The 22311-nt window shown below is 52.5% G+C and carries 18 protein-coding genes; 9 read left to right on the top strand and 9 right to left on the bottom strand.

The features are described from left to right. Positions 1-12: 12 nt before the first annotated feature. On the top strand, positions 13-1248 hold the full coding sequence (locus tag BGP77_RS12190; RefSeq protein WP_158269361.1) for a CDP-glycerol glycerophosphotransferase family protein: 1236 nt from the start codon (positions 13-15) through the stop codon (positions 1246-1248). Between the two features lie 86 nt (positions 1249-1334). Continuing rightward, complete coding sequence (locus tag BGP77_RS12195; RefSeq protein ID WP_146171242.1) at positions 1335-2594, top strand: O-antigen ligase; 1260 nt, start codon at positions 1335-1337, stop codon at positions 2592-2594. Between the two features lie 75 nt (positions 2595-2669). Here BGP77_RS12195 and BGP77_RS12200 read toward each other — a convergent pair whose 3' ends face one another. After that, complete coding sequence (locus BGP77_RS12200) at positions 2670-3791, bottom strand: glycosyltransferase (protein ID WP_108165007.1); 1122 nt, start codon at positions 3789-3791, stop codon at positions 2670-2672. A 56-nt stretch (positions 3792-3847) separates the two neighbouring features. Further along, positions 3848-6013 (bottom strand): lipopolysaccharide kinase InaA family protein, encoded by a 2166-nt coding sequence (locus tag BGP77_RS12205; RefSeq protein WP_108165008.1) that lies wholly within the window; start codon positions 6011-6013, stop codon positions 3848-3850. Positions 6014-6215: 202 nt separating this feature from the next. Between BGP77_RS12205 and BGP77_RS12210 the strand changes: the two genes are divergently transcribed. Beyond that, entirely contained in the window at positions 6216-6860 is a 645-nt protein-coding gene (locus tag BGP77_RS12210; RefSeq protein ID WP_158269362.1) for a beta-lactamase hydrolase domain-containing protein, read from the top strand. Positions 6861-6862: 2 nt separating this feature from the next. On the opposite strand, the gene BGP77_RS12215 is transcribed toward BGP77_RS12210, so the two are convergent. Continuing rightward, on the bottom strand, positions 6863-8032 hold the full coding sequence (locus BGP77_RS12215; RefSeq protein ID WP_108165010.1) for a glycosyltransferase: 1170 nt from the start codon (positions 8030-8032) through the stop codon (positions 6863-6865). Between the two features lie 262 nt (positions 8033-8294). Between BGP77_RS12215 and BGP77_RS12220 the strand changes: the two genes are divergently transcribed. From BGP77_RS12220 to BGP77_RS12230, 3 genes are read left to right on the top strand one after another with little or no spacing between them, the layout of a single operon-like run. Further along, positions 8295-8903 (top strand): YrbL family protein, encoded by a 609-nt coding sequence (locus BGP77_RS12220; protein WP_158269363.1) that lies wholly within the window; start codon positions 8295-8297, stop codon positions 8901-8903. Then, complete coding sequence (locus BGP77_RS12225; RefSeq protein ID WP_108165012.1) at positions 8896-9594, top strand: tyrosine-protein phosphatase; 699 nt, start codon at positions 8896-8898, stop codon at positions 9592-9594. The genes BGP77_RS12220 and BGP77_RS12225 overlap by 8 nt, the downstream gene beginning before the upstream one ends. Beyond that, positions 9587-11353, top strand: a complete 1767-nt coding sequence (locus tag BGP77_RS12230) for an ABC transporter ATP-binding protein (RefSeq protein ID WP_199224273.1) — start codon at positions 9587-9589, stop codon at positions 11351-11353. The genes BGP77_RS12225 and BGP77_RS12230 overlap by 8 nt, the downstream gene beginning before the upstream one ends. A gap of 6 nt (positions 11354-11359) precedes the next feature. Here BGP77_RS12230 and lptG read toward each other — a convergent pair whose 3' ends face one another. The 3 genes from lptG to BGP77_RS12245 form a co-directional block, all read right to left on the bottom strand. Next, on the bottom strand, positions 11360-12424 hold the full coding sequence (gene lptG, locus BGP77_RS12235) for an LPS export ABC transporter permease LptG (protein ID WP_108165014.1): 1065 nt from the start codon (positions 12422-12424) through the stop codon (positions 11360-11362). Continuing rightward, positions 12424-13470, bottom strand: coding sequence for an LPS export ABC transporter permease LptF (gene lptF, locus BGP77_RS12240; RefSeq protein ID WP_158269364.1), 1047 nt, complete (start codon positions 13468-13470; stop codon positions 12424-12426). Before lptF ends, lptG begins: the two co-directional genes overlap by 1 nt. A gap of 75 nt (positions 13471-13545) precedes the next feature. Then, entirely contained in the window at positions 13546-14742 is a 1197-nt protein-coding gene (locus BGP77_RS12245; RefSeq protein WP_108165016.1) for an LPS O-antigen chain length determinant protein WzzB, read from the bottom strand. A gap of 151 nt (positions 14743-14893) precedes the next feature. Between BGP77_RS12245 and BGP77_RS12250 the strand changes: the two genes are divergently transcribed. Together BGP77_RS12250 and galE are read left to right on the top strand one after the other, a co-directional pair. Beyond that, positions 14894-16261, top strand: a complete 1368-nt coding sequence (locus BGP77_RS12250; RefSeq protein ID WP_108165017.1) for a phosphomannomutase CpsG — start codon at positions 14894-14896, stop codon at positions 16259-16261. A gap of 81 nt (positions 16262-16342) precedes the next feature. Further along, positions 16343-17356 (top strand): UDP-glucose 4-epimerase GalE, encoded by a 1014-nt coding sequence (galE, locus tag BGP77_RS12255; protein WP_108165018.1) that lies wholly within the window; start codon positions 16343-16345, stop codon positions 17354-17356. Positions 17357-17386: 30 nt separating this feature from the next. Here the strand turns inward: galE and BGP77_RS12260 are convergent, their stop codons facing one another. From BGP77_RS12260 to BGP77_RS12270, 3 genes are all read right to left on the bottom strand, one after another. After that, a complete protein-coding gene (locus tag BGP77_RS12260; RefSeq protein ID WP_108165019.1) occupies positions 17387-19291 on the bottom strand; it encodes a VacB/RNase II family 3'-5' exoribonuclease in 1905 nt (634 codons plus the stop codon). Positions 19292-19352: 61 nt separating this feature from the next. Then, on the bottom strand, positions 19353-20393 hold the full coding sequence (locus BGP77_RS12265; protein WP_108165020.1) for a tetratricopeptide repeat protein: 1041 nt from the start codon (positions 20391-20393) through the stop codon (positions 19353-19355). A 10-nt stretch (positions 20394-20403) separates the two neighbouring features. Next, on the bottom strand, positions 20404-21729 hold the full coding sequence (locus BGP77_RS12270) for an adenylate/guanylate cyclase domain-containing protein (RefSeq protein ID WP_158269365.1): 1326 nt from the start codon (positions 21727-21729) through the stop codon (positions 20404-20406). Positions 21730-21935: 206 nt separating this feature from the next. Here BGP77_RS12270 and BGP77_RS12275 point away from each other — a divergent pair, with 206 nt between their 5' ends. Further along, positions 21936-22238 carry a hypothetical protein gene (locus BGP77_RS12275; protein ID WP_108165022.1) on the top strand — a complete coding sequence of 101 codons (303 nt, stop codon included), beginning with the start codon at positions 21936-21938 and terminating at the stop codon, positions 22236-22238. Positions 22239-22311 lie beyond the last annotated feature (73 nt).

The raw sequence follows: 22311 nt of genomic DNA on the forward strand, positions 1-22311 counted from the left end.
GGGGAATATTTGGTGAAGTTGTTACGCAATTTAGTGAAGCCCATTCTGTGGCTGTTGGGTTGGTTGATTCCCAAGCGCCGTGACCTGGTGTTGTTCGGTCAGTGGGGTGGTCGCTACGCAGACAATTCACGGGCGTTGTTTGAGTGGATGACACAACATTCCGATCTTCAGGTCATTTGGCTTTACAGCTCTCAATTACCGCCTGCTGTGCCAGAGGCGATAGCCTCCAAAGTCAGAATGGTTAAGCGGGAATCGCTGTACGCGGGTTGGTTGGCGCTTCGAGCGCGAGTGGTGGTGCTTTCACACGGGCACAATGATTTTGGTTTATGGCGCCACGCTATCCAACGAGCGCGCAGTTTGATGCTTTGGCACGCCATTATGGTAAAGAGTGCTTTTTTGACAGACGGTTCGCTATCCGCCTCTCGTAAACGCCGTTATCGGCGTCGAGAAGCTCGACACCTGGATGCCGTTATTGCCAGTTCCGATATTGATCGCTACCACACAGTTGCCTACATGGGCGTACCGGCGGATCGTGTTTACGTGACAGGATTGCCACGTCAGGATGCGGTTTTTAGGTCGATGCAATCGCGAACAGCGATAGCTAATGATGGCAAAGTGAAAGTGCTCTATGCGCCGACGCATCGCGATACAGCCAGTAAACGCCAGCAATCATTGTTCTTCCCATTTGCTGATAAAGATGAATCTGAGTTAGCAGTATTTTGCCAGGCAAATAACATTGAGTTGTTAATGCGGCCTCACCCCAACGACAAGGCGTCAAGAGCGCACGTCTATGAGCTTGCGGCGAAATACCCCGATGTGTTCGTGCCTGCTACACCAAAGGAAGTAATGGATGTTGCTGAGTTGCTTCCTCAGATTAAATTATTGGTCACTGACTATTCTTCAATTTATTTGGACCTATTACCATTCGATATTCCGTGTATTTTCTTACCTTTCGATATTGAAGAGTATGCGGCTTATCGTGGTCTTGCTTACTATTATGACTTGATTACACCAGGGCCGAAAGTTTACACCCAGCAAGAATTTACAGGTGCCTTGTCGGAAGCAGCGACTGGTGCGCCGCAATGGCATGATCGGCGCGATATGGTCACGCGAATGTTTTTTGCACACCTTGATGCTGCAGCTTGTGAACGAACAAGTCGATTGGTGGAGCATTTGGTTGCAGGAACATATCGTCGTTCTACCGCTCGAGAAGCAATTGGTGCCACTGCACCGATAACGAAAATTTAACGGTTACAGTAATAGTATTCTTAGGTTTTTATTGTAACATTATTAAATAAAGCTATCTTTATATGGGCTGAATTTAGGGTGTGGATGTGACTACAGAGAATAACAATAATCATATTTTTGGGAGTTTTTCGGTTCGTGAGAATTGGCCGGAACTCTGTATTATTTTTTTCGTGGTGCTATACCCCTTTGGTGAGATTATGCACGTGGCTTTATTGCCTTTTCTGTATTTTTTATTGCGACATGGCGTTGAGCGTGATGTATGGATGAAGCCATACTTTTCAATAGCCTCCCTATTTTTGATACCTCTATTGTTGTCGTCGATTACAGCATTGGTATTAAAACGACACATTGAGATTATATTACAGTGGGCATGCTACATCGCACTAGGCGCGGCCTTAATAGCTATTTTGCGTAGACGTATAAATGAGGATTTATTGATCTATTGCGTCGCTGCTTTGGTTCTCTTTGCTACTTTGGATGGGTTAGTTCAGTTTTTATTTGGTGTTAATTTTTTTGGTAATCCGTTGATAGCTGGTCGAGTTAGTGGCGTTTTCTACCCACACTTGAAGTTGAGTGTAGATTTGGCGCATCTATCACCTTTTGTATTTGAGGCATTGCGTAGATACGCCAGATCCGAAGGCATAAGGCAGTTTGCTTGGTTGCTGATTGTACCATTGGCCTTGGTGATTTTTTTAGGTGGAAACCGGTCAGGCTGGTTGACGTTTTTTGTGATTAGTGTTCTGTATACCGTTTTTTTGCTCTATCGACGTGAGTTTCCTGTAAAGGTATTTCTGATAGGTTTGATGGCTGCCATTGTATCTGTTTATGTCAGCATAAAGGTTTCGCCGGGTATAGAAGAGCGGGTCAACAGAACTATGCTCGTATTCTCTGGCGACTCAAATGCTCTTAATAGAGCATCATCTCACCGCATGGCTGTTTTTGACGCTGCTAAGACAGTAATTGCAGAATACCCTTGGTTGGGTGTTGGAGAAAGTGGCTTCGATGAAGCTGTAGTCCCTTTGGGTATTGATCCAAAAGAGGTGAGAGGCGACGACCGGAGATTGCGTCATGCACATTTCAATTTACTGGATGTACCGCTGCAGACCGGTATTGTTGGCTTGATCGCTTATCTATTAGCCTTTCTATGGTTGCTTGTTCGAGTTTGGCAAGCGGCTCGTCATCCTAATGCTATGTCCTTTGCGATGGCTGCTGGTGTTGCTGTGGCCATGATGCCGATCAACATGCATTACAGTTTTTATGATGTGCGTCACGCTAGTCTGAGTCTGGTGTTTTTGATGCTCAGCTTTGTTTATTTGCCAGCCGCTGGCGCTAAATCGAAAAACTAGGTTGTCAGTTTAGCTATTAGGGTTAGCCGAATAGCAAGCCCTTTTTAAGGGCTAGCTATTCCTTAAAGAAGGGCTCTACAGCCCTTTGTATATTTCTTCTAATAATGACGATTGCTTATCAAGATCGAACTTCGTTACTGCTGTTTGTCTGGCGTTAACAGACAGTTTTTTCCTAAGGTCTTTGTCTTCAGTTATCGAACTGATTCGGTCTGCAATTGCGTCAGTATCTCTTTCTTTAACTAGAAATCCGTTGTTGCCGTCGTCGATGGCTTCTGCAATGCCTGCACTATAGGTTCCCACCACGGGTGTGCCGCATGATAATGCTTCAAGAATACTGATCGGCAGACCTTCCTGATCCCCTGTGGAGGCTGTGATCGAAGGCGCGCATAACAATTGTGCCGACTGAACTTCATCTACAATTTGGTCAGGTGAAAGCCGCCCTAAAAAGGTGATATTACATGGGGCTTCGTTAGATAGTTCTTTGAGTGCGCTCATCAAAGGGCCGTCGCCGATAATGTTTAAATGTATGTTTTTCTCAGGGCCTATTTTTTGCAGCGCCTTTATTAAATATTCACACCCCTTTTTCTCTACAAGTCTTCCGACAAAAACCACTTTTCCTTCGACAGCATCATCTTCAGATGGTTTGAATTTGTGTGTGTTCACGCCAATATAGTGTTGAATTATTTTTTCTTCTGGACAGCCGCGCTCTAACAGTTTTCGTTTGATGAATTCTGAAACTGCGATAATTTTTTCTGAACTGTTAAATACTTTTTTAAGGTTCTCGTCTTGCTTTTTTTTATGCTTGTTGATTGTGATATCGCGACCGTGAAACGTAGTTAGCAAAGGAATATTGAGTGCCTTGCTAAGAGCAATGCAATTCAAAGCATTAGAGCCAAAGTGTGCGTGTATGATCTGTGGCGACAGTTTTTTTAGTTCGAGTAACCAGTTTTTATTAAGAATGTTAAGTTTCTTGTGGAGGCCCGATGTAAGTTTGGGAGCGCGACTGAAATCACTTTCAATACAAACATGGTAGTCTTTTCCTGCAACTGATTTCTGTTCAATTAAGTTAAAGCCAGCGGTATTTCTTTTAAATCCACAAAAAATAGGTTCCCATGAAGGAAGGTGGTGTGCTTGCTCTGCGATAAAAGTTTCTGAGTAGGGCAGTAAATCTTTTCGAAATATAATGGCGCGTGACATAGATGAACTCTCATGCTTGTCGGTGTTTGAGTCTGTCGCTGAGGTGTTGTTAGGTCTCAGCGTCGAATAAAGTAAGTAGGTGAACCATTTAATAAAATGGATTGATCCCCTGCATGCCTAATTGGGTCGCCTAATAAAGTATAGGGAATATGACCAACCGGTGGCAAAACCGCCGTTTCTTTATTTAGGCTGTAAGCCACAATGCAGTCACTAAAGTGCCACCAATAAACACCGTCTTTGTTTTCAAGCTTTTCGAATCGGGTTTGACCCACGGTTCGATGAAATTGCAGTAATGCTTTCCAGCCAGGCCTTTCGCGCCAGCCTTCTTTATTGTCGATTAAACCAAACCCAGGATGTGCCAGACGCCACCACCACAACCGTTCAGTGGCGCCACTGCACAGCGTGATCAGTGCGTAGCGGATCATGTAAGCGGCGCTGTCGTGTTCGTTGACGTGAAGTTTGCTGGGCTGTTTTTGTTTGTGTTGATAAGCGCCTGCTAGCGGGCTGTACAGGCCGGTGTTTTCTAATGGCCAGTTAACTTCGGTGATGTAGAAGCCGGTTTTTCCATAGGCATCAGCGATGGCTTTACCGGCTAAGGATTTTTCCAGCGTCGTAAAACCATTCTGAGCGTTTTCTGGCGCACCACGACGATCGACATAGAGATGGCAGGACAGAGCATCCACCGAACTTCCATGAGCATCCAGTAAGGCGGGGTAGTATTGGAACTCAAAATCATTCACCGCAGGGCCAATAAATGTCAGGCTGGGATACTGATCTTTGAGTTTCGCAACACCATCCCACAACGCTTCCATTTCCTGGAGGTTCCAGAGTCCCCATTTAACGCGGTTGACCGCATGGCCTATTTCCACACAGTGTACGTAAGGGTGCACGCGTGCCAGGGCGTTGGTCATGAAGGCGTGCCACGCATCGGGATCGATAACGGCTTGGCGAGACTGAACTAAACCAACACCCACAGGGTGTCCCGCTTCAGAAAGGCGTTGAATGGCACTGGCGGCAGCATCGAGATGCGCTGCTCCCAAGTGAAAGTACAGCCTGACAAAGACGCTTAAGCCGGGTGTTTGCTGCAATTGTTCGAGTTGCTGTTCGAATTGATCATCAATTTCGACGCAGACACCAAAGCGACCGGCCATCGCTATTTCGGTTTTATAGCTGTTTTGTTTCAGTTGCCGGTAGTTGCGCCAGATGGCAGGTGCTTTTCGCAGGCCGCTGAATAACGTCGGCCAGATATCAGCACCGCGACGCTCGCGTCGGCGTTCCGGGCTGCGCAGCATGACGGACGGTTGGCCGGAGTATTCATCCCAGAGCCAGGCGTCGCGTTCGCTGGGTTGGCCGGTAGAGACCTGTTTCTTTTCTTCGGTCGGCGGGCGCAGCCATTGTTTGAGGGTGCGGATCGGGTGACGCCATTTGCGCGTGCGCTGATGGCGGCGAAAACGGGCGCGGTAACGATCGGCCCAACGTTCGAACTCTTTTGGGATGGGGCCGTCGTTCCAGTAAATATGACGGAAGATTTGCAGGAAATGCGAAGGCAGCTTCATCCGATCCAGGTCGCGGGCGCGTTGTTTTTCACTGGGATTGTCGATGAGCCGGCCACGATTGAGGTCGATAAAAGTCGGGTTTGCCCAGTCAGCTGGAGCCTTACGCTGCAGAAGAATGTTTTGCGGCCCCAGATCGCCGTGCAGAAAACCGCTGTCGTGCATAGTGCGAATGGCTTCTGCGCAGACACGCAACAGCCGAATGTAATCGCCCGCGTAAGGCCGCTCGCGTAATAAATAAGTCATTTCGGAATAGAGATCGGTTGAGTCGGTCAGATAGCGACTGATCAGCAGGCTTTCCACCAAGTGATTGCCGTCCCAGCGTTCCAGGTAGCCTAATGGTTCAGCGACGGCGGCGCCTTGCTCATAGAGGTGGCGAGCATAGGCATGGGCGCGTTGCGCCTTGCTTCCGGTGCGCCGGTACCAGGCGCTTCGCAAATTACCGGGCTGTTTGAATACCTTGATGCATAGGTCGCTGCCGCCGGGAATCGGGTCCGGTATGCGATAAACCTGATTGCGCTGGCGGAACAGCAGCTCACCTTGATTCTGTTCATCGTTCAGGCTGGCGAGCCAAGTCAGGCCGGCGCTGTCGGTATAGCGATGCTGAATTTCACCCTCATATCCGGGTAACAGAGATTCCAGGGTTGTATAGGTGGTGATCAACGACATCAGAAGCAGACTTTTTTAGTGGGCGGCCATCATACCGGAGCCTACCAATTGCGACCAGACAGCAGCTCAGATAGCGCCTTGGCTGGCCTTCACGTATCCTTGGCGGCCTTGAAAGACAGCAGTGGATTATTGCACTCACACCATGACCGATTCTTCGAGTAAAAAGCCATCGAAAGGCTGGCGTGGCCTGTGGCCGGGTCGCATGGACAAAACATGGGCCCGATTTTTTGCCTGGCTTGATTTGCTGGTGGTTGACTTAGGGCTTTTACGTTTACCGGTTAACCGACCCCAAGAGGTGGTGCCGGGAATCTGGCGTTCTAATCAACCGACGCCCTGGCGCTTGCGGGCGTTGGCCAAGCGGGGTTTTCGATCGGTGATCAATCTTCGTGGGGAAGGACGCAGTGGTGCGTTTTACTTGGAGCAATATCACGCTCAGCGATTAGGACTGCAGTTACACAGCTTGAAGATGAGTTCTCGTCGGGCGCCGACTCAAGAGCAGTTAGTGCGTTTGCACGACCTGCTCGAACACGCACCCAAACCGATGTTGTTGCATTGTAAGTCCGGTGCCGATCGCGCTGGATTGGCCGCAGCAATAAGCGTGTTATTGCAAGGTGAGCCCCCTGATTTGGCCGCTCGTCAATTGTCTTGGAAGTATTTGCACATTCGCAATGCATCCACCGGCATGATGGACCACTTTATCCACTGTTATGCTCAGCAGGGCTTTGCGGAGGGTATTGGCTATCGCGAGTGGGCTGCGAACTCTTATGACCGGGAGCAAACCCGGCTGACGTTTCGCCGCAGCGGTCGCTGGAGTTGGCTGACGGATCGCCTATTGCGTCGTGAATAAGACTAGATATGTCCCCCGCCGCGCTTAAGGAAAGGCACCAGCTTGATGGTATCCACGCCGTCCTGACGTTGCGCTTCTAACAGATTGTGAATAACGGCTTCTGGTTTGGCGTAGTCTTCGTAATAGCGGATGGCATTTTTCGAGAGTGTTTCCCATTCGTCGATGGGCATCGCAAGGGCGCGTTCGATGGCCTGCCGTAAACCCTCTTCACCATTGAAACCCAGGCAGTTCACACCGTCTTCAAGCGCCGGGTAAAAGTCGTCGCCATATTCGATGATGGGCACTGTTCCGACCGCCAAGGCTTCAACCGCATTGTGTGACATGGGGTAACGCACGCCCGGGCAGGCAAAAAAGAAGCGAGCCCGAGCCAGGGTCGCTAACCACTGTTCCACTTGGATTTTGCAGCACTCATTGCGAATGAACACGGCCCCTTTTACCGCTTGATGCTCCCAGTGAGAGAGTTGTTCGCCGGAGTTCGGTTCCACGATCGCCGCTGGGTGTGACTGCACCGTTTCTTTGGCGATCTCTAAATACCGTTTGCGAGTCACCCGACCATAGACCGTTCGTACCCAATCGGTGTCGTATTTGTTGGCCGCCGACTGGCCACCAAAAAAACAATCCCATAACCGTGGCTGGCGTCTGAGTTCCTCCAGCTGCAGATCCTGGCCACGCTGATAAACACCGGGAAACAAAGGGAATGGCCAGGGGAACTCATTGGGTGCCAACCATTCGTTCACGTTCAGACTGAGCGTGAAACTGGGCGCGTTGGCCATGGCGACAGCCACAGAAGGCAGCGATTGTTCATTGATGATGACCCAGTCGTGCGGATCACCGGGTAAACGCTCTTCGGCCTCTATCAGGCTGAATGGCTGTTCAAAGCAGGCCGCTTTAAAGTTGTTTTTGGGATTGGCTAAAAACCCATAGTGATTGACAAAAACCGGGTGGTAGCCGGCTCGGGTGAAATAGGTATGGAGGTTGTAAAAGCGTCGGCCTTGAGGCCCGTCGACCCTTGTACTGCCCAGATTGAACAGCACTTTCTTGCCGTGCTCAGGGATTGGCTGCTGATGGTTAATCAGTGATGCGTAGGCGTCCCGGAACTTGGGTGAAAGAAAGGGGCGGTATCGGCGCCAAGTTTTGTCCAGATGTCGGCCCAGTACTTTAAAGGTCGGCATAGAGGGCATCCTAGTAAATGCAGGCAGTCTAACTGAGCTGTTTCATCCAGGCCAGATCATCCATCGAGTTGAATAAAGTGACCTTTGTCAGGGTTATGACCGCGCTTATTGTCTTTATATGATGGGTCGCATTCAGTACCATAACGCGCTTTTCAGTTTAGGTCTCCTATCGAGGCTGGGTCCATTGAGAGGGTAGGGTGTGTCCGAACCAGAGCAGCAGTCTTGTAAGGCAGCGATATTGGGGCCTTTGAGCCTGCAATCGGTGCCCCCACTGCTTAGTAGCAAAACCCGCTGGGTTTATGCTCATCCCTACGATCCCAGCTTGCTCGTGAAAGTCCATATTCCCCGTCTGCCTGCTGAGCACAGCTCGGGCTTGCAAGCCTGGTTTTCCGCCGCCAAAGACTATTTTCTGTATTCCTCCGGCATCGTTCGGGAGTTGCGTCACTTCGTTGAAAGCCGATACCGAGATCAAGGGCTGGCCAGTAGCCGGATATGCCCGATACACGGGGTTGTTGAGACAGATTTGGGCTTAGGTTTGTTGGTGTCTGCTGCCAAAGCGGCGGATGGCTCTTTGGCGCCAACGCTTCAGGTGTTGATGGACAATCGAGAACTGAACGCCCCTAGAGTCGCCGACTTGCGGGCTTTGTTGAGCAGCATGGTGGGCTCAACTCTGACCTTTGCTGATATGAATTATGAGAACCTCGTTTTGGAACACGCAGGTGCCGACAATGAACGCTTTGTCGTGATTGATGGTCTGGGCGACCGAACCTGGATTCCCACGCAACGGTGGTTCAAACGCATTCGTCAGCGTAAAAAACATCATTTTCTGCAGCGTGTTGAGCGTCGCTTGAGTAGCTTGGGTTATGACTAAATCCCGCCGTGTATGGCGGCGTCAATGGCGTGCGCGTTGGCACCAACCGCACGTCCGCCTGGCCGTCTGGCTGGATGCACTGATTGTTGACCATGGATTATTGCGTCCGCTGTGGAATCGCCCTCAGCGCTTTGCGAAAGACGCCTGGCGCGCTAATCAGCCTGGACCCATCGGTATTCGCCGTCTGGCCAAAAAAGGGATACACACCATCGTGAATCTGCGCGGTTCAGGCAGTGGCGGCGCGATCCTGCTGGAAGAACAAGCCTGTGATCGTTACGGTGTTGAGCTGATTCATGTTCGTATGTCATCGCGTGGCGCGCCCTCCAAAAAGCGCATCCTGGCGTTTGCTGATCTGGTTCAGCAGTTGGACACCCCGGTGCTGTTTCATTGCAAGTCGGGTGCGGATCGCTCGGGCTTTGCAGCAGGTCTGTATTTGCTGCTGACGGGGCAGGGTGATGTAGCCGATGCCAAGGCCCAGTTAACGTGGCGTAATCTGCATTTCAAAGGCGCCAAAACCGGTTTGTTGCATGAGTTTTTCTGCGCCTATGAGCGCTATCAACTCGACACGGATTCAGCAATGTCTTTTCTGGATTGGGTGGCCCAGGTCTACGATCCGGATCAGCTTGAGCAATCATTTAAGCCTCGCAGATTCAGCGCGTGGCTGGTAGACAAGGTATTACGACGTGAGTGAATACAAACTCGATATCCACCAGGACACCCCCAGGCGAACCTTGATTCATCGCCTATGGCGTCATTATTTAAAAGGCCACTGGCCCTGGCTCTTGGTCGCCGCAGTGCTGGTGGTGATTGAGGGCAGTGCGCTGGGGTTGCTCAGTTATCTGGTGCAGCCCATGTTCGATAACATCTTTGTTCAGGGTAATGCGGATGATGTTATCTGGATTGCCTTAGCCATTTTTATTGTATTTACCGCCCGGGCTTTGGGTGGGTTTGGCCAGCGGACCATTACGTTGACGGTCGGTTTGCGCGTCATTACCGACATGCAAAAAGACATGCTGTCGCATCTGATTCGTTTGGATTCGGCTTTTTTTGGTCAGCATTCGCCGGGTGCTTTGATTGAGCGTGTCCGTGGTGATACCCAAGCATTAAAAAACTTTGCCAGCACCGCGCTGATCAATCTTGGGCGTGATTCCATCTCTTTGGTTGCTTTACTGACGGTCGCCATGATGGCTGATTGGCGCTGGACACTGTTTGCGCTGGTTGGTTTGCCGTTGTTGTCGGTTCCGATTGCGGGGCTGCGTCGATTGATTTTAAAAACGACGCGTAATTCCCGGGAAATTTCGTCTGTGATGTCCATGCGTCTGGATGAAATTTTTCACGGCATCAATGCCATTAAACAAAATAATCTTGAACCGCATGAAGATGACCGGTTCGCTAAAGAAACGGATCGGTTTTACAAATACCAGCGTCGATCTGAAATCGGTAAGGCAGCAATGCCTGCGATGATCGACTTGGTTGCTGGTTTTGGCTTTGTCTTTGTGGTCATTTACGGCGGTTATCAAATCATTGATGGCGAAAAAACCATCGGTGAGTTTATGAGTTTCTTTACGGCGATGGCGTTGATCTTCGACCCCTTGCGTCGCTTATCCAACATCAGTGGTGCTTTTCAGTCAGCCAGCGCCAGTTTGGAGCGGATTTTTTCTGTGCTCGATCTGCGTCCGCGTATTAGCAATCCCGCCCGTTCAATGGCTGCGCCGGTTGATGTCGCGAACTGCGATGTTGTATTGGATGACGTGCGTTTTGCTTACGGAGAGCAACCGGTATTGCGTGGTCTCAGTCTGACGGCACCGGCCGGTAAAATGACGGCGTTGGTTGGTGCTTCAGGCGCGGGTAAATCAACCATCTTTAATTTATTGACGCGCTTGGTCGATCCTCAAGAGGGTCGTATTTGTCTGGGTGATCAGGCGATCAATCAGTTAGATTTGACGGAGCTACGTGCTTTATATTCGGTCGTCAGTCAGGATTCTGCCTTATTCGACGAAACCATTCGACAGAATATTTTGTTGGGCAATTTACAGGCGGATGATGACCGACTCACACAAGCCGCGCGCGAAGCATTGGTAGAAGAATATACGCAACATCTGGAAGCAGGCTTGGATACACTGGCTGGCCCGCGGGGGTCTAACCTTTCCGGTGGTCAACGGCAGCGGGTAGCAATTGCTCGTGCGCTGTTACGTGATGCACCCATTTTGTTGCTGGATGAAGCGACCTCAGCGCTCGATACCCGTACCGAAAAACTGATCCAGCAAACGCTCGAAGATCTGGCAAAACGCAAAACCACCTTGGTGATTGCGCATCGCTTATCAACCGTTATGAATGCCGATTTGATTCATGTGCTTGAACAGGGGCAGGTGGTTGAGAGTGGTACTCATCAGGAATTGCTGGCCAAAGGTGGCGCGTACTACCGTCTGCATTCCACCTTCGAACACTGATCCTATCTACAGCCGTCGACTGACTAAAGCGACGGCGATCATCAGAAACGCGAGTGGTGGGAGGAGCGCCGCGTAAGGCGCAGACATTCCGGCGACCATCAATAAACTCGCACTGGTTTCGGTCGCCAACTGGACGGCGATAGCGGCAGCTACCCCTTTAAATGCAGCGTCTCCCAGTGTTTTCTGACGAAATGAACCGAACGAAAACACCAAGGCTAAAAACAACATACCCAAATAAGTAATCGGGAACCAAAGCCGGTTCCAGAAGGTTAACACCAGCTCTGGATCGGACCGACGTTGCTGTTGTGAGAATTTCACCTGTTGCCAAACCTGAGGCAGTGTCAGTTCGCGCGTGCGCTGTGCCAGCAACGACAATAAGTCGGCATTGAAATTGTCGGGCTGCCAATTCAGAGTCTCGAACTCACCGTGAGTGACTTGATCGTTATTAAACTCAATACTGCGACCATTCTTTAACTGCCAGCCGCGATTAATGGGGGTGGCTTCCGGTGCATACAGCATGCTGGCGAGGTCGTTATCCGGTGTTAACTCAAAGACCGTTAAGCCACGGATATTTCGCTCGGGTGATACAAAATCGACGTTGATGATCCACTGGTTATCCTGGAACCATTCGCCACGCAACGTGGGCAAAGAGCGGTTCAGATCCATCGCCCGGGATACCTCGGCCTGTTGACGCATCTGCGGGGCGACCCACTCTCCAATGAGATAAATTACCGGTAATAACAACAGGCCCGGTAGTAGCAATCGCAGCACCAGCCCATGGGCACTGCTGGACGCAAGCTGGATGATGACCAGTTCGTTATTTTTAGCCATGCCCGCAACGGAAATCAGGGTGCCAAGCAGCACCATGGGGCCGATGTACTGATAAATTTCCAGCGGCATGCACAGCAGTTGATACAGGGTGGCTTCCAGTGGGCCATAGGTTTCACTGGCGCGCCGGCTGAGTTCATCGGCAACGCCCATCACCAGCAGCAAGCCGCCAATGGCGAGTACAACAATGGCGATGAACACCGCTGTACGACGAATGATATAGGCGTTAAGGATCGCAATCATCAGCGATGCCTCCGAACCAAAGCAACTCCCACTAATGCCAGAAACCCGAGGTACCACCAGGGACTGGCAATCAGCGGCAGCTGACCTTTTTCCACGGCCGTTTGCAACGTCTGTTGGCCAAAGGTGAAGATAATGTAGAGCACAATGCCCATGGCAACGGCACCGACTTTGCCTTTGCGTGGTTTTACCCGGGTGAGTGCAACTGCCCAGATGGCAAGAACGGGTATCAGGCCTGCCAGCATGCTGCGTTCAATGGCGTCACTGCGATTTGACTGCCGATTACTTTGCCACAAAGCCGCGGTGCTGCTGGCATCTCTGGATGAACTGGAACCACCACTTTCAGCGCTGGGAATATAGAGCGCGAATTGCCGGTAATCGATTTTTTCGGTCTCATCGGGCGTCAGCGAAAAAATGCGTTGGGCACCATTAAACAAGGTTAGGTATTGTCGCTGTTGTTGCGTTTCAATGCGTGCGGACGGGGCGGTGTTAACGGCGATTCGGTCATCCTCGGCACGGACCATAAAGACCGACAACAAGGTGCCTTCGGATGGATTGGACCGCTGTGCGTATAAGGTGGTGTTGCGCTGATTGAGCGAATAAAAATCCCCTGGGGTGACAATGTCGGTCAGTGGACGATTTTGTTGCTCAATTAAATACCGCGTCAGGTTACCTTGTGACACTGGCGTTAGCCAGTGCGTAAAAGCCAGCATGACGACCATGGCCGGTAAAGCGGTATAGAGCAATACCTGTTTCAGGATGTCGCTGTCAGATTGACCAATGGCATGCAGAATAATGCGCTCGGACTCTTCACTCATCCGGTTCAAACTGGTCAAGGCCGCGAGGAAAAATGCAGCGGGTAGTAACTCAGGAATCAGGATCGGCAGCTGGTATCCGATGATGGCCAGGATGGCCCAGTCGGAATATTGCCCGGATACAACCCGTCCCAGGATCTCACTCATTTCTCCGGCCACGAGCAGGGCCGACAGGATTGCCGTAATCAGAATAAAGGGCTTGAGAATTTCACGGCACAGATACCAGGTGAGCAAGATAGAATCCTGTTTAAGAAAAAGCGCAGTATAGCGGTCAGCCGCAGACGACCCAAGCCGACTGCGGCACCAGTATTATTCGTTTTCGCGAAGTGCCATGCGAATCAGAGCAACGAATACGCCTAAAAATCCGCCGAGTATAAAAGCAGCGACAACAATGAGTTTGCGTTTGGGTGAGGACGGATTGGCCGGAACGCGAGCCAGAGTGTCTGTGTCAATCAATGAAACGTCATCGAGTGAAATTTGAATGTTTTGCAAGCTGGCCATTTCGCCGACCAGCTCTGAGCGATTGACGCTGCGCTTGGTCACTGGCGGGGTGGTTACGAAAATATTGCCTTCTGGCATAGTGGTGATCTTATTCAGGCTGGAAAGATCGATGACCTCGGTTTCATTAAAACTGGCTGCAAACTGAAGCGCAGCGCCGTCTTTCCGCAGCGCTTCCAGTTGCGCGCGAAGAATGCGTGTACCTTGCAAAAATAGGTCGCTGTCCCCGTAATTATTACGCTGAGTCATCAGCTGGACATTGCCCGCACCGTGGACCAATGCGGCCCAGTCGGTTGGTTCAACGATATTCAGTGTATCGGCAAGACTTAAGGCTTGCTCCAGTTCATTCACGCGCTGCTGCAGTGAGGTTTCCGCTGCCAGTTCCACTTGAGTGATATGCGCTTGTAATCGTGCAAGGCGAATGTCGCGGGTGGCTTCAATGTCTGCTTTAAAGTGTTCTGCAGTTCGCTGCGCCGCCAAGGCAATCAGCTCATTGAGGACAGCTTGGGCTGTCTGGGGATCAGCGGATAAAAAACTAACGGTGACCGACTCCAGAGGAATGGTGTCATCTTCCAGAGATTCAGGGTTCGTCGGGGTGATCGTCAAGCTGTGCTGCAGACTCTGGACCGTGCTGACTTGGGCTGCGTCATTGAGCTGTTCGTCACGGTCAATGACCGAGTTATAGGCGGCTACCATCAGTGAATAAGAATTCAGGTTGTCCACAAACTCACGGCTAATATCATCCAGTTCGATGGATTTGATGGACTGCTCCATCAACGGCTGTACGGCCTGTAGAGTTGGCTGGGTAAAGGTCGCTTCGACTCGATATTTATTGGGCAGTGAGACAACGGTGATGCCTGCGAGTGCAACCACCGCTAGCATAATACTGCCGATCAACACCCACTGTGCAAAGAGTCCTCTCAGCAAAGCCCCCAGGTCAATGGTGTCGTCATCTGGATAGGAAACCGATGGTTGCTTGGCTGGTTGAGGATTGTCGGTGGATGCCATTGGCAAAGATACTCCCTATCATTCTGGTGTCTGCATTGTGCAGCGCAGTATACGAGAGCACTACAGCCAGGCCAACCGGTGGCGTTGTGACTTTGAAACAGGGTACAGTTGGCGTCTGATAATGCTGCCAGTTTCCTAAATGGAGTGACGAATGACCGAGTTGACCTGCTTTGGCGCCTACGACATCCGCGGACAGTTGGGTACCGAGCTGAACAGGGATATTGCCTATCGCATTGGCCGTGCCTTTGCGGCCTTCTTACAGCCTAAAACCGTCGTCGTTGGCGGTGATGTGCGTGAAACCTCGCCGGAGTTGAAGGCAGCATTTGCTCAGGGGGTCATGGATTTCGGCGCGGATGTTATTGACATCGGCCTGTGCGGTACCGAAGAGGTCTATTTCGCCACCGATTATCTGAACGCCGATGGTGGCTGCATGGTGACTGCCAGCCACAACCCGATCAATTACAACGGCATGAAGATGGTGCGCGAGCAGTCCAAACCTATCTCGCGTGATACCGGACTGGATGACATTAAGAAGATGGCTGAAGCCGAAGATTTTGGTCCGGCCGCGGCTAAGCCCGGCACGATGACAGAAATCGATAACAGCCAAGCCTATGTCGATCATCTGATCAGTTTTGTCGACATTCCCAATCTCAAACCCATGACGTTGGTAACCAACGCGGGCAACGGCGCCGCAGGCCCATCGCTTGATCGCCTGGAAAAGGCGCTGCTGGCCGCGGGAGCCCCCCTGGAATTTATCAAGGTGCACAACGAGCCGGACGGGTCCTTTCCCAACGGTATTCCCAACCCTTTGTTGCACGAACAGCAGCCGGTGACCTCCAAAGCCGTTCGCGAGAATAAAGCGGATATGGGCATTGCCTGGGACGGTGACTTTGACCGCTGCTTTTTGTGGGACGAAGACGGCAACTTTATCGAAGGCTATTATATTGTCGGTCTGCTGGCCGAAGCCTTTTTGGTGAAACAGCCCGGTTCGAAGATTGTTTACGACCCACGTCTAACCTGGAATACCGTCGAGATTGTCGAAGGCAAAGGTGGCACCGCGGTGATGTGTAAGTCCGGCCATGCGTTCATTAAAGAGAAAATGCGCAAGGAAGACGCCATCTACGGCGGTGAAATGAGCGCACACCATTATTTCCGGGATTTCTCTTACTGCGATTCTGGCATGTTGCCCTGGCTGCTGGTGATTGATCTGCTGAGTAAAAAACAGACGTCACTGAAGTCGCTGGTGGGTCAGCAGATGGCCAACTTCCCGTCGCCGGGTGAAATTAACAGCCAGGTAGCCGATGCCGACGAAGCCATGACTCGCGTCTATGAAGCCTATAAGGCTCAGGCCATCGCTGAGGATCGCATTGACGGTTTGTCACTGGAGTTCGACGACTGGCGCTTTAACCTGCGCAAATCCAACACCGAACCGGTGATTCGCCTCAATGTGGAAACCCGCAGCGATAAAGAGCTGATGGACGAAAAGACACAGGAACTGTTGGCATTGATCCGGCAGTGATCCGCTTAGGATGCCTTGCTTGAAAACGTTTTCAAATATAAAGTGACGGCTGTTGAAGACTGAGCGGACGAGGGTAAGTTCATGACGATTCTGGTAACCGGTGGGGCGGGCTATATCGGCAGCCATACCTGTATTGAACTGATCGAAGCCGGCCAAGACGTGCTGGTGCTCGATAACCTGTCGAACAGCTCGCGGGAAGCATTGCGCCGGGTCGAAGCGATTGTCGGGCGTCAGGTCCCGTTTGTTGAAGGCGATATTCGCGATGCGGCTTTGCTCGAGCGCGTATTCAGTGAGCAGTCGATCAGCGCCGTGGTGCATTTTGCCGGTTTGAAAGCGGTCGGTGAAAGCACTGAGATTCCCATCGATTACTACGAAAACAACGTTGCTGGCACCATTACCTTGTTGCAGGTCATGCGCCGCCATGAGGTTACCCGTTTGGTGTTCAGCTCGTCAGCCACCGTCTATGGTGACCCGGCGTCGGTTCCCATTCGTGAAGATTTTCCGCTCAGCGCCACCAACCCTTACGGCCAGTCCAAGCTGATGATCGAGCACATGCTTCAGGATCTGGCGCGGTCGGACGAGCGTTGGCGCATCGCTGTGCTGCGATACTTTAATCCGGTGGGCGCGCATGAATCCGGCACCATTGGGGAAGATCCCAATGGCATTCCCAATAACCTCTTACCCTACATTGCCCAGGTTGCGGTTGGTCGGCGTGAGCAGTTAGCGGTGTTCGGCGATGATTACGACACACCCGATGGTACTGGCGTGCGCGACTATATCCATGTGGTCGATTTGGCGCGTGGACATCTGCGGGCGCTGGATAAGCTCAATACTCAAAGCGGATGCGTGGCCTACAACTTGGGCACTGGCCAGGGTTGCAGTGTCTTGGATATGGTGAAAGCGTTTGAGGCCGCGTCCGGCAAATCGGTCCCATTCAAAATTTCGCCACGTCGCCCAGGTGATATCGCCTGTTGTTACGCCGATCCGGCATTTGCTGAACGTGAGTTAGGCTGGGTTGCCGAGAAAGGTTTGGACGAAATGATGGCGGATACCTGGCGCTGGCAGCGACAAAATCCGCAAGGGTACGGGGGCTGAATCAGCCCCTTTTTTATGGCCCGCTGAGTGCTACGGGGCCAGAGTGAATTCCAGTTTTGAACCGGTGTTTTCTTTAATGCGAACGGTGAGTTTTTGCTCCAGGCTATAGCTCGTCGTTTCGCTTTTCATCTGCATACGCAGGGCATCGTAACTGAACTTTTCGTCGCCGCTGCGTAAGTCAACAAAGCCACTGGCGCCATTGTCGTCCAGCTGCACAATCAAGCCACCAGCGTTGATATGGACCACCGTTGCAGCCCAGTCCTGGTCTTTTTGACCCGCTAACCACTGCAGACGCAGGTGGTTTTCTACCTCATTGGCGGCTTTGCGACTGCCACTCAGTTTCTCATTCAGTACGTCAACCAACGCAGGGCTGGCTTTTAACGGCTGATTATTGAGTTTGGCCTTGATCACACGATGCAGGTGCAGGTCGCTGAATTTTCGAATCGGACTGGTGACGGTGGTGTATTGCTCGAAACCCAGTCCAAAATGCGCGGCTGCCTGGCCAGTCCAAAGGCCGCGTTCGAGGCGCTTTTGCAAAACTTTCTGGAGTGGGAAGTCAGTGCAGTCGCGTGCAGCACGCATGATGGTGCGATAACCATCCAAGGTATTGCCGTCACAATCGGCCACGGTTGGTGCGTAATCGCGCAGCAGGCCTTTCAGCTCTTCTTCACGCTCACTGCGAAAGCCGGGGTGCGTCATAAACAACGCCTCATCTTCAACCAGCCAGGCGGCGGTGATGCGATTGGTGGCCAGCATACTTTCTTCTACCAAGCTGTGCGCAGTAGTGCGTTCTTCGCGGACGACGTCGGTGACGTTCAATTCATCATCGACGCGAATGCGATAATCCGGGCGGTCCGCCATTACCAGCGCATTGTTTTCGCGCCAGCCGCGCAGTGCCTGACAGCAGGCTCGGAGGGTTTCCAGGTGCCAATGTTGCGCGGGAATCGGCTCTTCACCATCCAGCCAGCGACTGACATCGGTATAGCTGAGCTTCGCGGTGGAACGGATGCGCGCGGGGGTGATGGCGAGCTTCGCCAGGTTGCCATCGCGCTCGACGTGCAGATGAAACACCAGCGCCAGTCGAGTGGTGTCCGGAACCAGGGAGCACAGATCTTCAGCCAGTCGCTTGGGCAACATGTCCAGTGGCATGCCGGGCAAGTAGGTGGTGGTCAGTCGCTCCAGCGCCGCTATACCGAGCGGGGAATTTGAGCTGAACCAAGCGGAAGGGTCGGCAATGGCGACGCGCAACAGCCAGCCATCGTCGGTTTCTTCGGCAAAGAGCGCATCATCCATGTCGCGTGTGCTGGCGGCATCGATGGTGACAAAGGGCAGGTCGGTCAGATCTTCGCGGTCGTCCAGTTGTTCGATCAGCTGTTCGTCAAGGGCGTCGGCGGCGGCCAGTTCTTCAGCGCTGAAATCGGTCGTTAGGCCGTATTTCTCGATGGCCAGGCGATGCCAGGTACCGGCTTCGTCTTCGGCGCCGAGAATGGCTTCGATTTCTGCCTGAGCTTTACCGGTTTCCCAGGGATGGCGGGTGACGCTGGCTTTAACCCACTGGCCGGACTGAGCGTCGGCGGTTTTCTTGGGCGGCACAAACAGCCATTTGCCATGACCCGCCGCTTCCGGTTCAACGCCCTGGGCTTTGCCGCGTTCCACATAACGGCCAACAAAGGTATTCAGTTCGCTGCTTTCCAGTGCTTCCAGGCTGGCGCGCAGTTTGCCATCGCTTTGTTCTTCGACCACAAAGGTCACTTGGTCACCGGGGAAAACGCGAGCCATTTCTTCCGGCGGCAGGAAATATTCCAGACCGTCGTCACCGACCACAAAACCGAAACTGCGGCCTGTGCCTTTGATGCGGCCAGTCAGGCGCGGCTGGGTGGACTGGATATCGGATTTCAGCGATTGCAGCTGCGCAAGAGCGTTGGCGTCGAGCATAGTGGAGAGCGTGCCTGTTCGAATTAACCGGCGCGGCAGTATAACGGAATCGCCGCGCTTTTTACTCCCCCCAGTTCTTCAGGTTTTCCAGAAATGTTTCGGTGCGCTCGATGGCGGCCAGTATCTCCGGGTCATCCGGTTTTAACTGCAAAGCTTCACGCCACACAGCGAGAGCCTCTTGCAGCAACCCCTGGCCATAGAGCAGCCGGCCCCGCTCAAGCAAGGCCGCCGCTTGCGCATCAATGCGCCGTTGCAGTTGAGGTTGCAAAGTCGAACTGACGTCGGCGTCGATTTCCTGGATTTCACCCAGCAGACGCCTGGCGCCGATCAGGTCATTAAAACGCAGCGACTGTTCGAACTGGGCCTGCAGCTGTGGCAGTTGTTGCTTAGCGGCCGCGGCTTGCTGTTGGCGTTGTTGCTGGCGTTCGTCGCGCTGGGCCTGACGAATATTGAACAACAGGTCTTCACTGAGGTCGTTCGGCGCCAGTTGATTCGACAATGTCAGTGCTTCGATGGCGGTTTCACTGTCATTTTCGTACAGCGATTGTCGGCCTACAGCATAAAGGCCGCGTGACACCTGATTCAGCTCCTGTTGATAAGCGCGATAGCGTTGCTGGGCAAAAAAGCCATCAGGGCTGGCCTGCAGCAACTGTTCTTCACTGGGGCGGGTCGCAAGCAAATAGCGGCCGTACTCCATGGCGATGGCCCGCTGGCTTAATTGAATGCTGTGCAGGCGACGTTGTTCATATGCTTGGCGTTGGCTAATCAGTTCGGGTGCGTCGGGGAGGTGATCGAGCGCCTCGTCCATTACCTCAATCGCACCGGGCCAATCACCGTCAGCCTCGAATTCGGCGGCACGCTCCAGTTGTTGTTCGATGTAGTCGCCGCGCTGTGATTCGATTTCTGCAATGCGCGGCGCCAGCGAATTGAAACCCGGATGGTCAGGCGGCACCGCGCGTAAGGCGTCGAGCGCCCGGTTGTAGCGATGCTCCGCAACCCAGCCGTCGACCTGAGTGGTTAGGTCGCCGCCCTGGCTTAATAAGGTGCTGCAGCCACCGATCATCAACAAAGAGGGCAACAACAGTGAACATATCAGGCGCATCGGTGAACACTCAGTGGGCGACCGGCTTGGTGAGCCAGTCTGTGATGGTTAACGCATCCACCTTAGCCTGGAAGCCTTTCACCTGAATGCTGACGGTGTTTTCGGTACCCAGTGGGTGGCTGTGCTGGATGGCGTCATAAAAGGTTTTATCCGTCATGATTTGTCCGTGCTCGGCCCGGTCGCACAGGCGCGAGGCGAGGTTGGCCGGTTCTCCAATGACGGTGTATTGCAGGCGTTCATGGGAACCCAGCAAACCGGCCAGCAAGACGCCACCACTGAGACCAATGCGAATGTTCAGGCAAGGCAGGTTGCGCGCTTCACGGTCTCGATTCATCTCAATAATGCGCTCGCGAATGGCGATGGCGCATTGCATGGCGTGGTAGCGATGTTCAGGGTCGGGTTGCGGACAGCCGAACAGTAACATCGCGCAGTCGCCAATGTATTTGTCGACGTTACCTTGATAGCGATGGCAGATATTCGCGAATTCGGTGAAATACAAATTAAGAATCTCGGCGACTTCTTCCGGATTGCGCCCTTCGCTGAAGGCGGTATAGCCCACCAAATCGACAAAGATGACGGAAGCTTCAACCCGGCGACCTTCCTGATTCGGTTCTACATCATCCTGGGCCATGTAGCGTGCGGCAACCGGGTTGCTGACAAAGCGCGAAAACAGTCGTTCGACGCGGTCTTTCTGTTGCAGACCCTGTGCCATGGTATTAAACGATTCGGTCAACGCTTTGAATTCACCACTGTGTTGTTGGCGAATTCGGAAACCGTACTGACCCGATTCAATGGCGTGCGTCCCTGCAATTAGATCGTTCACCGGTTTGCCCAGCGAACGTCCCAGACGAACCGCCACCAAGGTAATACTCAGTACCAGTAATAACACCACGAGAATACCCGAGCGCACGACCGCTGCCTGGCTGGCAACCAAGGCCGATTTATCGAGCCCGACCCAAGCGCTACCGCCATTAACATCGCGGAAAACGATGGGCGAATAAAACCAGGTGATGTCATTTTCACCGAGGCGGCTGCCGCTGTCGGCAACGCCGTCGCCGCCATTTAAGAAAGGCCGATAGCGCCCGGCATCTGCCAGCATATTGCCCTGTCGATTAAACACCGCCACCGATGCCACCACGGCCTGTTCGTTCAGCGAATGCACCAGGCTGTTCAAGCTCAGCGCGTCTTCTGTGAAGACCATTTCGACGGAGGCCGCGCCCAGCTGAGCAGCCAGGGCATCGCCGGTGTCATTAAACTGCGTTTCCATCATTGAAAACTGACGGTAGACCAGGGTGTAACCGAGGATGCTGGAGGCGAGCAGAACCAACAGGGTCATGATCAGAGCCAGTTTGTGGCCGAAATGCCATCTCATTGTTGTGCCGTGTGACGGTGGTGGACGTATCGCTTGAGCATAACATCGACATCGCCGAATCGCTCACTTGGTGCTATTGGGTGTCAGGACGACGAAAATGTGCGCTGGTTATCGCAAATAGTTCGACCGTGGGCTAGGCCTTTGCCGCTGTATCGTTAGAATGCGCCGCCATGACAGACGCTTCTCTTTTTCAATCTCTTCTGCTCCACGCTCAGTGGTTTGCGGCATTGCTATTCGTACCGCTGGTGTGCTTTTTGGAAGCCGCCCGTTCCTCCGTGATATGCCGCTGGAGTGTGTTGCTCAGTGGATACTTGGTTCAGTACGGCTTAATCGCCTGCCTGATTGGCAGCGGTTTTTCCCAGCAGGCCATCATTCTGATCGGTTCGGTCGCGGCCTACGCCTGGATTCGATTGTTCGCTGGCTGGTTAAAACGCTATTCAGTCGCCGCTCGACAAAGCGACCCCACTCAGTAACCTCAGATTTTTTCCTGCAGCGCCCCCGTGTCTATGGTTATCATGGGCGGTTCATCGATTCAGCGCGTTATAA

It is taken from the genome of Saccharospirillum sp. MSK14-1, from assembly GCF_003054965.1.
Taxonomy (GTDB): domain Bacteria; phylum Pseudomonadota; class Gammaproteobacteria; order Pseudomonadales; family Natronospirillaceae; genus Saccharospirillum.